The following is a 12,874-nucleotide window of genomic DNA, read 5'->3' as shown; positions in this document are numbered from 1 at the left end:
GCGGCCACCGCGTGCGGCGCCGGCCGGCCGGAAGATCAGCTCCTGCCCCTCAGCTCCTGCTCTTCAGCACCGCCTTCATCACGGCCTTGGCGATCGGGGCCGCCAGGCCGCCACCCGTGATGTCCTCGCGGTCCGTGCCCGCCGAGTCCTCGACGACCACGGCGACCGCGACCGGCGAACCCTGCGCGGTCTTCGCGTAGGAGATGAACCAGGCGTAGGGGCGCTTGGCGTTCTTCTCGCCGTGCTGCGCCGTACCCGTCTTGCCGCCGACCTTCACGCCGTCCATGTTCACGTCGGCGTTGCCGCCGGTGCCGTTGGAGACGACGTTCTCCATCATCTGCTGGAGCTTCTGGGCGGTCTCCGGCGAGACCGGGGTGCTGAGCTGCTCCGGCTCGGTCTTCTCGAGGACGTCCAGGTTCGGCGCGCGCAGCTCGTCGATCATGTACGGCTTCATCAGCTTGCCGTCGTTGGCGATCGCGGCCGTGACCATCGCCATCTGCAGCGGCGTGGTCGCGGTGTTGAACTGGCCGATCGACGACAGGGCGTTTCCACCGCGGTCGGCCTTCTTGTCGAAGACCGAGGCGACGGCGCGGACCGGGACGAACTGCTCGGCGTTGAAACCGAACTTCTCGGCCGTCTCGACCATCTTGTCCCGGCCGACGTCGTCACCGAGCTTCGCGAACACCGAGTTGCAGGAGACCTCCAGGGCCTTGTTCAGGCTCGCGTTCGCGCAGCCGCTGGCGTGGTTCACCATCGGCCTGGTGGAGAGGGGGATCTTCCAGCCCTCGGGGGTCTCGGTCGGCGCGTTGATGTCGGTGACCTTGCCGCTCTCCAGTGCCGCGGCGGCCGTGACCACCTTGAACACGGAGCCGGGCGGGTAGATCTCGCGCAGCGCGCGGTTCAGCTTCGGCTTGTTCTTGTCCTTCTCCAGGCCGTTCCACGCCTCGGAGTCCTTGTTGTGGTAGCCGGCGAAGGACGCGGGGTCGTACGACGGGGTGGACGCGAGCGCCAGGATCTTGCCGGTCGACGGCTCGATCGCCACGACCGCACCCGTCTTGGAGCCGAGGCCGTTGAACGCGGCCTTCTGCGCGGCCCCGCTCAGGGTGGTGACGACGTCGCCGCCCTTCTTCTTCTCACCGGTGAACATGGAGAGCGTGCGGTCGAAGAACAGCCGGTCGTCGTTGCCGGTGAGGATGCCGTCCTCGATCTTCTCGATCTGGCTGGCGTCGAAGGCCTGCGAGGCGTACCCCGTCACCGGCGCCCACATGGGACCGTCGACATAGGTGCGCTTGTACTTGTAGTACGTGTCGCCGGAGTCCACGGAGCCGGTGATCGGCTTGCCGTCGACGATGATGTTGCCGCGCTCGCCGGCGTACCGCTCGATCGTCACCCGCTTGTTCTTCGGGTGGGCGTTGAGCTCGTCGGCGCGCACGTACTGGAGCCAGTTGTCGCGCACCAGCAGGGCGAGGATCAGCAGGCCGCAGAAGATCGCGACACGGCGCAGCGGCTTGTTCACGGACGGACCACCTGCGTCATCTCGGCGTCGGGGTTCGGGGCGGGGGAGGGCGCGGGGCGGCGCGCGGTGTCGCTGATCCGGATCAGCACGCCGATCAGCGCCCAGTTGGCGATCACGGACGAGCCACCGTAGGCGAGGAACGGCATCGTCATACCGGTCAGCGGGATGAGGCCCATCACACCGCCGGCGACGACGAAGATCTGCAGCGCGAAGGCGCCGGACAGGCCCATCGCGAGCAGCTTGCCGAACGGGTCGCGGGCCGCGAGGGCGGTGCGCACACCGCGCTCGACGATCAGACCGTAGAACAGCAGGAAGACCATGACGCCGGCCAGGCCGAGCTCCTCGCCGACGGTGGCGAAGATGAAGTCGGAGTTGGCGGCGAAGCCGACCAGGTCGGAGTTGCCCTGGCCGAGGCCGGTGCCGAGGATGCCGCCGGAGCCGAAGGACATCAGCACCTGGGTCATCTGGTCGCAGGCCATGGCCATGTTCGAGCCCTCGGGTGCCGTCTTCAGGCACTCGAACGGGTCGAGCCAGGCGGCCACGCGGGACTGGACGTGGGAGGCGGTCGAGCCGACGACGACGGCGCCGACCGTGGACATCAGCAGACCCATGACGACCCAGCTGGTCCGCTCCGTCGCCACGTACAGCATGATCACGAACATGCCGAAGAACAGCAGCGAGGTGCCGAGGTCGTTCTCGAAGACCAGGATGAGGAGGCTGACCGCCCAGATCGTCAGGATCGGGCCCAGGTCACGGCCACGCGGCAGGTAGAGCCCCATGAACCGGCGGCTGGCCAGCGCGAGCGCGTCTCTCTTCACCATCAGATAGCCGGAGAAGAACACGGCCAGGACCAGCTTGGCGAACTCACCGGGCTGGATGGAGAAGCCGCCGACGTTGATCCAGATCTTGGCGCCGAAGACGTCCGCGCCGAGACCCGGCACGAGCGGCAGCAGCAGCAGCACGAGGGCCACCACCATGGAGATGTACGTGTAGCGCTGCAGGACCCGGTGGTCCTTCAGGAGCAGCAGCACACCCACGAACATGGCGATGCCGATCGCCGAGTACATCATCTGGTTCGGGGCGTCGGGGCTGAAGGTCTTGTACCGGGCGATGATGCGCGGCGACTGGTCCAGGCGCCAGATCAGCACCAGGCCCATGCCGTTGAGCAGCGTCGCGAGCGGCAGCAGCAGCGGGTCCGCGTACGGTGCCCACTTGCGCACCACGAGGTGCGCGATGCCCGCGAGGAGGGCGAGACCCGCTCCGTACCCGAGCATGCCCGCCGGCACCGAGCCGTCGATCGCCAGACCGACGTTGAGGTACGCGAACACCGGGATGGCGACGGCGAACGCGAGCAGCACCAGCTCGGTGTTGCGGCGGCTCGGCGCCTCGATGGCGCCGATGGTGGTCGTGTTGGTGACAACGCTCATGGTGGTGAAAGGCCCCCTACGGGTCTGCTTACTGCTTGCCGCAGTTCGAGGCCAGCTTCTGCTCCTCAGCGGACAGGGTCGGTCCGGGGGACGGCGCGGGCGCGGTCGGCTTGGTGTTCGGCGCGGCGGTGCCCTCGGTCCCCGTCGGCGGCTTGCCGCTCGCCTTGTCGGCGGCGTCCGCGGCGGCCTTCTGACGCTCCTCGGTCTTCTTGCACGCCGAGGCCTGAAGACCCAGCTCGGAGATCTTCGTCTGCGCCTTGCCGAGGCTGCCGCCCGCGATCGTGTCCTCGACCTGCTTGCGCTGGTACGCCGGCAGGTACTTGAGTTCGATCTCGGGGTGGTCCTTCTCGACCTCGGAGAGCTTCACCCAGGCCAGGTCCTGGCTGATGCCCCGGTACAGCGCCACGTGCCCGTCCTTCGACCCCACGTAGTACTGGGTCTGCGTCCAGCGCCATCCGCCGTACGCACCGCCGCCGATCACGGCGAGCACCAGGACCAGGAAGAACACGCGCTTCAGCCACTTGCGGCCGGTGCGCGGCTTCACGAAGTCCTCCTCGGCGTACGAGCCGAAGGAGCCCTGCGGCGGCATCCCGCCGTACCCGTGGTCGTCACCGCTGCCGGGCGGGCCGAAACCGCCGGCCGGCGGCTGCTGGTGCGGGGCCGGGCGGCCGAGTCCGGAGGCGCGGCCGGCGGGCGTGTGCATGGCACCGCCGTCGTGCGGCTGCACCTGGTTCTCGGCGACCGCGCCGACGATCACCGGGGTGTCGCTGAGGTGGCCGGCGAGGGTGTCGCCGCCGTCGACGTCGAGGACGTCGGCGATGATCACCGTGATGTTGTCGGGGCCGCCGCCGCGCAGCGCGAGCTGGATCAGCTCCTGCACGGTCTCCTGCGGGCCCTGGTAGCTGGCGAGGGTCTCCTCGAGCGTCTGGTGCGAGACGACGCCCGACAGACCGTCGGAGCAGAGGAGATAGCGGTCGCCGGCCCGGACCTCGCGGATGGAGAGATCCGGCTCGACGTGGTCGCCGCTGCCGAGCGCCCGCATCAGCAGCGAACGCTGCGGATGGGTGGTCGCCTCCTCCTCGGTGATCCGGCCCTCGTCGACGAGCCGCTGCACCCAGGTGTGGTCCTGCGTGATCTGCGTCAGGACACCGTCGCGCAGCAGGTACGCGCGGGAGTCGCCGACGTGCACCAGGCCGAGGCGCTGGCCGGTCCACAGCAGGGCGGTGAGCGTGGTGCCCATGCCCTCAAGCTGCGGGTCCTCCTCGACCATCATCCGCAGCTGGTCGTTGGCGCGCTGCACCGCCGTACCGAGCGAGGTGAGGATGTCGGAGCCGGGGACGTCGTCGTCGAGCGTCACCAGGGTGGAGATCACCTCGGACGAGGCGACCTCACCGGCGGCCTGGCCGCCCATGCCGTCGGCGATCGCGAGCAGCCGCGGACCGGCGTAGCCGGAGTCCTCGTTGCCCTCGCGGATCATGCCCTTGTGCGAGCCCGCGGCGAAACGCAGTGACAGACTCATGCCCACCTGCCCTGTCGGCGCCGTGTCGGGGTGCCGCCGGTCTCGAGCCACACTGCCCACCCTCCGGTCGGGAGCCCGCTCCGCTCGCGCTCATTCATGATGTCGCACTACTTCCGAAGCTCGATGACGGTCTTGCCGATACGAATCGGCGCGCCCAGCGGAATCGGTGTGGCGGTGGTGAGGCGGGTCCGGTCGAGATACGTGCCGTTGGTGGACCCGAGGTCCTCGACGATCCACTGACCGTCCCGGTCGGGGTAGATCCTGGCATGCCGGCTGGAGGCGTAGTCGTCGTCCAGCACGATCGTCGAGTCGTGGGCCCGGCCCAGCGTGATGGTCTGGCCCTGCAGGGCGACCGTCGTGCCGGTGAGGGTGCCCTCGGAGACGACCAGCTTGGTCGGGGCGCCGCGGCGCTGCCGGCCGGCGGGCGCGGCCTGCTGCCCGCCGCGCTGCTGCGGGGGCGCGGCGGCCTGTCGCCCGGCCTGCTGCTGCGGCCGCGCGTCCTGGCGGCGTGAGCCGCGCTGGGTGACCCGCGTGCCGAACAGGTCGCTGCGGATGACCTGGACGGCCACGATGACGAACAGCCACAGAACGGCCAGGAAACCCAGCCGCATGACCGTCAGGGTCAGCTCTGACATTGCCCCCGCTTCACCCTTCGGCTTGCCGGTAAACGATGGTGGTGCTGCCCACGACGATCCGCGAGCCGTCGCGGAGCGTAGCGCGGGTGGTGTGCTGCCCGTCCACCACGATGCCGTTGGTGGACCCGAGATCCGTGATCGTCGAGGGCGTTCCGGTCCGGATCTCGCAGTGCCGGCGCGAGACGCCGGGATCGTCGATCCTCACGTCCGCGTCGGTGCTGCGGCCGAGGACCAGAGTCGGGCGGGAGATCTGATGACGGGTGCCGTTGATCTCGATCCAGCGGCGGACCTGGCCGCCGCCACCGCCCGGCACCGGCGCGGGGCCGCCGGGGCGGCCCGCGGCGGGCGCCGTCGGACGGTGACCCGGCATGGCCGGGGCACCCGGCGGCGGGCTCGCGGGCATCGGCGGGGCACCGGCCGGGGGGTAGCCGTAGCCGCCGCGGGGCGGCTGCTGGCCGTGGCCCGGGTGCGGCTGGCCGGGGTGCTGCGGGGCGCCGGCGGGCGGCTGCGACTGTGACGAACTCGACGCGAGCGTGCGGCTGCGCACCCGGTACAGACCGGTGTCGAGGTCCGGGGCCTTCTCCAGGTGGACCTTGATCGGCCCCATGAAGGTGTACCGCTGCTGCTTGGCGTAGTCCCTGACCAGGCCGGCGAGCTCGTCGCCGAGCTGGCCCGAGTAGGGGCTGAGGCGCTCGTAGTCCGGCGCGCTCAGCTCCACGATGAAGTCGTTGGGGACGACGGTCCGTTCCCGGTTCCAGATCGTCGCGTTGTTGTCGCACTCGCGCTGGAGCGCGCCGGCGATCTCGACGGGCTGGACCTCGGACTTGAACACCTTGGCGAAGGTGCCGTTGACCAGACCTTCGAGTCGCTGCTCGAACCGCTTCAGGACTCCCATGGGGCACCTCCTCCGTCGTTGTCGTCCTGGTACTGCTTACTGATCGTATCCACGCGTCGGGAAATCGGCTGGTTCCCCTTCTCTGTCCTGTGGACGAGTGTCACCTCTCACAGACCTTCCGCGCGCCTTCCCCCATGGATTCCCTCACGGATTCCCCCACGGATCGTAGAGGCGGCCTGTGGACAGTGTCCCGCACCCGGCTGTGGAGCAGGAGGGCCCCGTGCGTCACGTCCGTCTCATCTCTCTGTCCGTCTCCCGCGGTCTCCCCTGTCTCTCGTCCGCGGGGCGGGCATCGAAACCGGGGGCGGAGGAACGGATGTGAATCCGAGGTCTGCGACGTGCTAATCTTCAGATGTCGCCAGGCGAACGAACCGAAAAGGTGAGGGAGCCGGGAGACCACCCAATGCGCGGGTGGCGGAATAGGCAGACGCGCTGGATTCAGGTTCCAGTGCCCGAAAGGGCGTGGGGGTTCAACTCCCCCCTCGCGCACCAGACGGAAGCCCCGTAGGTCGATGACCTACGGGGCTTCCGCGTTTGTCGGCATGCCTGTTGCCTTCGTCACGCGGGGGCGGGGTGTCGGGTGCGGCGGGGGCGTCGGGTGCGGGTGTCCGGAGCTGGGGGCGCGCGACGTTCGTCGGTCGGGGGCGAGACGAAAGAGGACGGCGGGCCGGGCGGGGGCACGCCTATCGTGCGGCCGTGGAAGCTCGTAGGAAGATCCGGGATGTCGTGAACATCCGGGCCGTCAGGTCGTGGCCGGCCGCCGCGTGGCACTGGTTCGCGGTGCCGGGGCAGTGGTCGCGGCGCAGGACCGCGGGCGAGCTGGTGCTCGCCGTCGTCATGGCGCTGCTGGCCGCGGGCACCGAGGACGTGTCGGGCGGCGGGGGACCGGCCCTCGCGGCTGTCGCCGTGGCCTCGGCCGTGCTGTCGCTGCTGCGGCGCCGGCTGCCCGCGACGGTGCTCGTCGTCACCTCCGCGCTCGCCCCGCTGACCCCGGGCTTCCTGGCGCTGATGATCCTCGTCGGCTGGTCCGCGGGCCGCTATGTGGCGAGCGCCGGGCGGGCACTGGCCGCGTACAGCACCGCGTACGGACTCAACCTCGCGGTGACGGCGGCCGAGGCGTGGGACCTGCACCGGGTGCTGACGCTCGCCTTCGTCTCGACGCTGTACTTCCTCGGTACGACGCTGGCGCCGGGTCTCGCCCACCGCTACTGGACCCAGCGCCGGACCCTGCTGCACGCGCTCCAGGAACGCAATCTGCAGCTGCTGCGGGAGCGGGCGATGCTCGTCGGGCAGGCCAGGATGCGGGAGCGGCAGCGGATCGCGCAGGACATGCACGACAGCCTCGGTCACCAGCTGGCGCTGATCTCCGTGCACACCGGAGCGCTTGAGGTCGACCCGCATCTGACCGACCGCCAGCGGGAGGTCGTCGGTGTGCTGCGCGGCGCGTCCATGGACGCCATGCACGAGCTGCGCGAGGTCGTCGGCATCCTGCGCGACGGGGTGGAGGCCCCGGCCAGCGGCGATCCGGGCGTCCAGGTGGTGCGGCCAGGGGACGAGACGGGGCGGGCGGCGCGGGGGACCGCCGGCATCGAGGGGCTCGTCACGGCCGCCCGCGCCGCCGGGACGGTGATCGGACTGACCTGCCACGGCGAGGCCCGGGCGCTCGCGCCGGCCGTCGACCACGCCGCGTACCGGATCGTCCAGGAAGGCCTGACGAACGCCTACAAGCACGCGCCGGGCGCCAGGATCGCCGTCGAAGTGCGCTACGAGCCGGACGCGTTCGTCGTCGAGGTTCTCAACGAGCGGACGGCCGAGGCTCCTTCGCACGTCGTCAGCGGCGGCCAGGGCCTGACCGGGCTGCACGAGCGGGCCCGGCTGGTCGGCGGAATCGTCCACGCGGGGCCGGCGGACGACGGCGGCTTCCGGGTCGCCGGAGTCCTGCCGTACGGGGCGGTCGAGGCCACGCCGTACGTCGATCCCTTCGCGTCCCCGGCCGCGGACGCCCTGCCCGCGCCGTCCGCCCACCCTTACGCCGCGCCTTTCGTCGATGCGGCCGACGACTTCCGGCAGCAGTCGAAACGGCCCCCGCGCGGCCACCGTGGTCCTGTCGCAGTCGGACCGTCCGGCTGGACGGTGGCCGAACGGGAGCTGGCGATGGCGATGCAGGCGGGCAGGGGCAGGAGCACGGGCAGCGGGATAGCGATCGGCTGCGGCATCGCCGTCGCGGCCCTGGTGCTGCTGCTGGTGGCCGGGGGCTTCGGCATGTACTTCCTGCTGGGCTCGGCGTCGAACGGGATGATCGACCCACAGCAGTACGACGCGGTGAAGGTCGGCGAGAGCGAGCAGGCGGTGCGCGACAAGCTTCCTTCGGGTGACACGATCGCCACCACCGGCCTGCACGGCAAGGGCCCCGCGGAGCCTGACGGTTCCAGCTGCCTGGTGCTGATGAGCTCGGCGACGAGCGAGGACCTGGAGAAGGAGCCGGTTTTCCGGTTCTGCTTCAAGGACGGCAAGCTGATCGAGAAGAAGTCGTACGAGGTCGTGCGCTAGGCACGTGCGCGCGGGGGCCGTTGGGGAGTCGGTGTGGACGGGGCAGGGACAGCAGCCGGGCCGGGAACCGGACCGGGACAGGCGACGGGACCGGTGACGGGACCCGTTTCGGGCGCGGTACCGGGACCGCGCCCGGTTTCGGGGGCGGGCGCGGGCCGGAGCATCAGGATCGTGATCGCCGACGACGAACCGCTGATCAGGGCCGGGATCCGGATGATCCTCACCTCGGACCCGGAGATCGAGGTCGTCGCCGAGGCCACCAACGGGCGCGAGGCGGTCGACCTCGCCCGCGCCCACACCGCCGACGTCGTCCTGCTCGACATCCAGATGCCCGTGCTCGACGGCCTCTCCGCCCTGCCCGAACTGCGCCGCGCCGCGCCCTCGGCCAAGGTCGTCGTCCTGACGACCTTCGGCGAGCGGGAGAACGTGCTGCGGGCCCTGGAGCACGGCGGGGCGGGCTTCCTGCTCAAGGACACCGCGCCGGCCGAACTGATCCGGGCGGTACGGGCCGCGGCCGCGGGCGACGCCTATCTGTCGCCCGCGGCCACCCGGCATGTCGTCGAGCGGCTGGCCTCCGGCCGGGAGGCGGCCCGTGCCGAGGAGGCGAGGACCCGGATCACCGCCCTCAGCGAGCGGGAGCGCGAGGTGCTCGCGCTGCTCGGCGAGGGCCTGTCCAACGCCGACGCGGGCCGCCGCCTCCATATGAGCGAGGGCACGGTGAAGACCTATGTGAGCCGCATCCTGGCCAAGCTGGGCTGCGAGAACCGGGTGCAGGCGGCCCTGCTGGCACGCGACGCCGGGCTGTAGGGGTCCTGGGCCGGTATCAGGACCTGGGGCCAGGGGTGGCCGGGAGGCTTCCGGTGCCCGCCGCGTTGTAGCGGAGCAGATAGCCCGCGAACGCGGCCAGGTCCTCGGCCGACCAGTCCTTGAGGCGCTCCTCATACGCGGCGAGCCGGCTCGCCTGGGTCGAGGCCAGGAGCCGGGTGCCCGCATCGGTCGGGTGCAGCACCTGCACCCGGTGGTCGGCCGGGTCCGGCCGCCGCTCGACCAGACCGAGCTTCTCCAGGGCCGCCACCTGGCGGCTCACCGTCGACTTGTCCAGCAGATAGTGCGCCGCGAGGTCGGTGGCCCGGCAGCCCTGCCGGTCGTCGATGTGGGCGAGCAGCGTGTACGAGACCAGCGGCAGCTCCGGATGGAGCCGCGCCGCCGCCGCCCGGGCCCGGCGGGCGAAGGCCGTCAGCTCCCGCTGGATGGTGTCGAGGGACGTCTCCCGCGCGCCGTCGCTCATGGTGCGCTCCCTGTGCCGCGGGCGGCCCGCCGATCGGACTCCACCCTTTCAGTTGTATAGTACAACGGTTGTTCAGTTGTAAAAGCCAACCATGGAGGTTCAGGTGTCCGCAGGACCGACCACCAGGGGAGCACTGCGCCACGTCCTCGGGCATCTCCTCACCCCCCTGCTGATGTGCATCGGCATGGGCCTCGCCTACCTCGGCGCCTTCCACGCCCCCGAACCCCACGACCTCCGCGTCGACATCGTCGGCACCGGCCCCCAGGTCCAGGTCCTCGCCCAGACCCTCCACGACAAGGGCGCCGGCGCCCTCGACGTCCGCACCGTCCCCGACCGCCCCACCGCCACCACCGCCCTGCGCGAGCAGTCCAGCTCCGGCGCCTACCTCCCCGGCGCCCCCGGCCACACCCCCGAACTCCTCGTCGCCTCCGCGGCCTCCGACACCAGCGCCATGGCCGTCGAGAAGGTCTTCACCGAGGTCGCCGCCACCCAGGGCCGGCCCCTCAAGGTCACCGACGTCGTCCCCGTCGCCCCCGGCGACCCCACCGGCCAGGGCGTCTTCTTCCTCCTCGTCGCCCTCAGCATCGGCTCCTACGCGTCCGTCGCGGTCATCGGCGGTGCCGGAGCCGTTCTCCCCATGCGCCTCCGGGCCCTCCTCGCCGCCGGCACGTCCCTCGTCGTCAGCCTCATCGGCACCGTCTTCGCGGGACCCCTCTTCCACCTCGTCGACCACGGCCTCGCCGGCGTCTGGGCCCTCTCCTGGCTGTACTGCGCCGGCATCCTGCTGACCGGCGTCGGACTCCACACCTTCCTCAAGCGCTGGACCACCCTCGGCGTGATGGTCCTGTTCGTGATGCTCAACTTCACCAGCTCCGGCGGCATCTACCGGCCCGAACTCCAGCCCGGCTTCTTCGGCTCCCTGCACGCCTTCTGGAACGGCGCCGGATTCGTCGAAGGCGTCCGCAGCCACGTCTACTTCGACGGCCACGCCCTCGGCCGCAACGTCCTCGTCCTCGCCCTCTGGCTCCTCGCCGGCGCCGTCCTCACCGCCGTCGCCGGACTCACCGAGAGCCGCGGCCGCCGCCGTGCCGTCGCCCCGGCCGCCGCCCCGGCACAGGCCGAAGAAGCCCAGGCCAAGAAGGAGTTGGAGGAGGAACTGGAAGAGGCCGTCGGCGTCTGATCCGGCACTGCCGGGCGCCGGCGGGACGTTGTCCACAGGCGGTTGTCCACAGGGGGAGACGGCCTCGCAGCCCCGGCTGTACGGTCTTGCCCAGTCGCCCGAGCCGACGTCGACGACACGACACGGCGAGGGCTCCACACCGCACACGCGACACCACGACACACGCACCACACGCACGACGGGGGAGGACGTCCCGATGGACGACACGATCACAGTGGTACCGGGACCGCGCGAGCACGCGGCCGACACCCAGCCGCCCACCCGCCTCCCCCACGTGCCCGGCTTCGCCCGGCACGCCGGCGCCGGAGCCGCCGCCACCGCCAAACAGCGCGGCAGGATCCTCCGCGACGACGTACCGCGCTCCGCACACGCCACCCTCACCCCCGTTCCCGACCGCCCCGACGCCGTGCGCGCCGTCGAGGAGTCCAACCACGGCCGCGTCCCCGAACTCACCCCCATCCGCGTCGGCCGCATGTCCGCCAGCCCCTTCGCCTTCCTCCGCGGGTCCGCCGGCCTCATGGCCCACGACCTCACCGGCTCCCCCGTCACCGGCATCGCCGCCCAGCTCTGCGGCGACGCCCACGCCGCCAACTTCGGCCTCTACGGAGACGCCCGCGGCCGCCTCGTCATCGACCTCAACGACTTCGACGAAACCGTCATCGGCCCCTGGGAATGGGACCTCAAGCGGCTCGCGACCTCCCTCGTCCTCGCCGGCCGCGAAGCCGGAGCCGACGAGGACACCTGCCGCGCCGCCGCCTTCGACACCGTCGGCGCCTACCGCCGCACCATGCGCCTCCTCGCCCGGCTCTCCGCCCTCGACGCCTGGAACGCCATCGCCGACGAGGAACTCGTCTCCCACACCGACGCCCGCGACCTCATAGGCACCCTCGAACGCGTCTCCGCCAAGGCCCGCAACAACACCAGCGCCCGCTTCGCCGCCCGCTCCACCGAAGCCGTGCCCGACAGCGAGGGCGGCGGCCGGCGCTTCGTCGACGCCCCACCGGTGCTGCGCCGGGTCGGCGACCGGGAGGCCGCGGCCGTCGCCGCCTCCCTCGGCCCCTACCTGGCCACCGTCTCCGAGGACCGGCTCCCGCTGCTCGCCCGGTACGCGATACACGACGTCGCCTTCCGCGTCGTCGGCACCGGCAGCGTCGGCACCCGCTCCTATGTGGTGCTGCTGCTCGACCACCGCGGCGAGCCCCTCGTCCTCCAGGTCAAGGAGGCCCGCCCCTCCGCCCTGCTCCCGCACCTCCCCGCCGTCGGCTTCACCGTGCCCGACACCGGACACGAAGGACGGCGCGTGGTGCTCGGCCAGAAGCGGATGCAGGTCGTCAGCGACATCCTGCTCGGCTGGACCACCGTCGACGGGCGTCCTTACCAGGTGCGCCAGTTCCGCAACCGCAAGGGCAGCGTCGACCCCGCCGCCCTCACCGCCGACCAGTTCGACGACTACGGCCGCATGACCGGCGCCCTGCTCGCCCGCGCCCACACCCACAGCGCCGACCCGCGCCTGATCGCCGGCTACTGCGGCAAGAACGAAGAGCTCGACGAGGCCATAGCCGCCTTCGCCGTCGCCTACGCCGACCGCACCACCGCGGACCACGCCGACCTCACCACGGCCATCCGCACCGGCCGCATAGCGGCCGAAGCAGGCGTCTGATCCCAGATCCCGGGGTCCGTCCTGCACGGCGCCGCCCCGCGCACGTGATCGACACGTGCGCGGTGGGGGACGTGCCCGGTGAGGGGCCTGCGCCGGAGGGGCCACAAGCAGAACAACGGGGAGGGGAGGGGGAGGGAGGGGGGAGGGGCCCCCGGGAGGGACCGTAGGCTGGGTGGGACGAGCCGGAACGAGGACGTGGACGGG

General features: G+C 71.4%; 10 protein-coding genes and 1 tRNA gene. 5 read left to right on the top strand and 6 right to left on the bottom strand.

Going from position 1 to position 12,874, the window contains the following annotated elements; all coding sequences use genetic code 11:
- Positions 1-49: 49 nt before the first annotated feature.
- From AB0C73_RS10420 to AB0C73_RS10400, 5 genes are all read right to left on the bottom strand, one after another.
- Positions 50-1,516, bottom strand: coding sequence for a penicillin-binding transpeptidase domain-containing protein (locus AB0C73_RS10420; RefSeq protein ID WP_362527087.1), 1,467 nt, complete (start codon positions 1,514-1,516; stop codon positions 50-52).
- The gene (locus tag AB0C73_RS10415; protein WP_362527084.1) at positions 1,513-2,943 is read right to left on the bottom strand and encodes an FtsW/RodA/SpoVE family cell cycle protein; all 1,431 of its coding nucleotides are present in this window, start codon (positions 2,941-2,943) and stop codon (positions 1,513-1,515) included. The genes AB0C73_RS10420 and AB0C73_RS10415 overlap by 4 nt, the downstream gene beginning before the upstream one ends.
- 28 nt (positions 2,944-2,971) lie before the next feature.
- Entirely contained in the window at positions 2,972-4,462 is a 1,491-nt protein-coding gene (locus tag AB0C73_RS10410) for a Stp1/IreP family PP2C-type Ser/Thr phosphatase (protein ID WP_362527082.1), read from the bottom strand.
- Between the two features lie 107 nt (positions 4,463-4,569).
- A complete protein-coding gene (locus AB0C73_RS10405) occupies positions 4,570-5,097 on the bottom strand; it encodes an FHA domain-containing protein (RefSeq protein WP_265861470.1) in 528 nt (175 codons plus the stop codon).
- 10 nt (positions 5,098-5,107) lie between these two features.
- On the bottom strand, positions 5,108-5,992 hold the full coding sequence (locus AB0C73_RS10400) for a DUF3662 and FHA domain-containing protein (RefSeq protein ID WP_362527080.1): 885 nt from the start codon (positions 5,990-5,992) through the stop codon (positions 5,108-5,110).
- A 405-nt stretch (positions 5,993-6,397) separates the two neighbouring features.
- On the opposite strand from AB0C73_RS10400, the gene AB0C73_RS10395 reads away from it, so the two are divergent.
- From AB0C73_RS10395 to AB0C73_RS10385, 3 genes are all read left to right on the top strand, one after another.
- Positions 6,398-6,484: transfer RNA gene (locus AB0C73_RS10395), tRNA-Leu, on the top strand.
- A gap of 345 nt (positions 6,485-6,829) precedes the next feature.
- Positions 6,830-8,542 carry a histidine kinase gene (locus AB0C73_RS10390; RefSeq protein WP_362527262.1) on the top strand — a complete coding sequence of 571 codons (1,713 nt, stop codon included), beginning with the start codon at positions 6,830-6,832 and terminating at the stop codon, positions 8,540-8,542.
- 171 nt (positions 8,543-8,713) lie between these two features.
- Positions 8,714-9,349, top strand: coding sequence for a response regulator transcription factor (locus AB0C73_RS10385; RefSeq protein WP_362527078.1), 636 nt, complete (start codon positions 8,714-8,716; stop codon positions 9,347-9,349).
- 16 nt (positions 9,350-9,365) lie between these two features.
- Here the strand turns inward: AB0C73_RS10385 and AB0C73_RS10380 are convergent, their stop codons facing one another.
- A complete protein-coding gene (locus tag AB0C73_RS10380; RefSeq protein ID WP_362527076.1) occupies positions 9,366-9,830 on the bottom strand; it encodes a MarR family winged helix-turn-helix transcriptional regulator in 465 nt (154 codons plus the stop codon).
- A gap of 91 nt (positions 9,831-9,921) precedes the next feature.
- Between AB0C73_RS10380 and AB0C73_RS10375 the strand changes: the two genes are divergently transcribed.
- Positions 9,922-11,010 (top strand): hypothetical protein, encoded by a 1,089-nt coding sequence (locus AB0C73_RS10375; protein WP_362527074.1) that lies wholly within the window; start codon positions 9,922-9,924, stop codon positions 11,008-11,010.
- A 196-nt stretch (positions 11,011-11,206) separates the two neighbouring features.
- Positions 11,207-12,670: a DUF2252 domain-containing protein gene (locus AB0C73_RS10370; RefSeq protein ID WP_362527072.1), complete on the top strand. Its 1,464-nt coding sequence runs from the start codon at positions 11,207-11,209 to the stop codon at positions 12,668-12,670.
- Positions 12,671-12,874 lie beyond the last annotated feature (204 nt).

Origin of the sequence: Streptomyces sp. NPDC048623 (genome assembly GCF_040650755.1) — a bacterium.
Classification (GTDB): Bacteria; Actinomycetota; Actinomycetes; order Streptomycetales; family Streptomycetaceae; genus Streptomyces.
This window is presented reverse-complemented; position numbering and strand designations above follow the sequence as displayed.

What these genes read in the sequence shown, in the direction of transcription:
- AB0C73_RS10400 (WP_362527080.1), bottom strand. Translation starts at nt 5,992, where the DNA reads ATGGGAGTCCTGAAGCGGTTCGAGCAGCGACTCGAAGGTCTGGTCAAC.
- AB0C73_RS10375 (WP_362527074.1), top strand. Translation starts at nt 9,922, where the DNA reads ATGGAGGTTCAGGTGTCCGCAGGACCGACCACCAGGGGAGCACTGCGC.
- AB0C73_RS10370 (WP_362527072.1), top strand. Translation starts at nt 11,207, where the DNA reads ATGGACGACACGATCACAGTGGTACCGGGACCGCGCGAGCACGCGGCC.
- AB0C73_RS10380 (WP_362527076.1), bottom strand. Translation starts at nt 9,830, where the DNA reads ATGAGCGACGGCGCGCGGGAGACGTCCCTCGACACCATCCAGCGGGAG.
- AB0C73_RS10390 (WP_362527262.1), top strand. Translation starts at nt 6,830, where the DNA reads ATGGCGCTGCTGGCCGCGGGCACCGAGGACGTGTCGGGCGGCGGGGGA.
- AB0C73_RS10405 (WP_265861470.1), bottom strand. Translation starts at nt 5,097, where the DNA reads ATGTCAGAGCTGACCCTGACGGTCATGCGGCTGGGTTTCCTGGCCGTT.
- AB0C73_RS10415 (WP_362527084.1), bottom strand. Translation starts at nt 2,943, where the DNA reads ATGAGCGTTGTCACCAACACGACCACCATCGGCGCCATCGAGGCGCCG.
- AB0C73_RS10410 (WP_362527082.1), bottom strand. Translation starts at nt 4,462, where the DNA reads ATGAGTCTGTCACTGCGTTTCGCCGCGGGCTCGCACAAGGGCATGATC.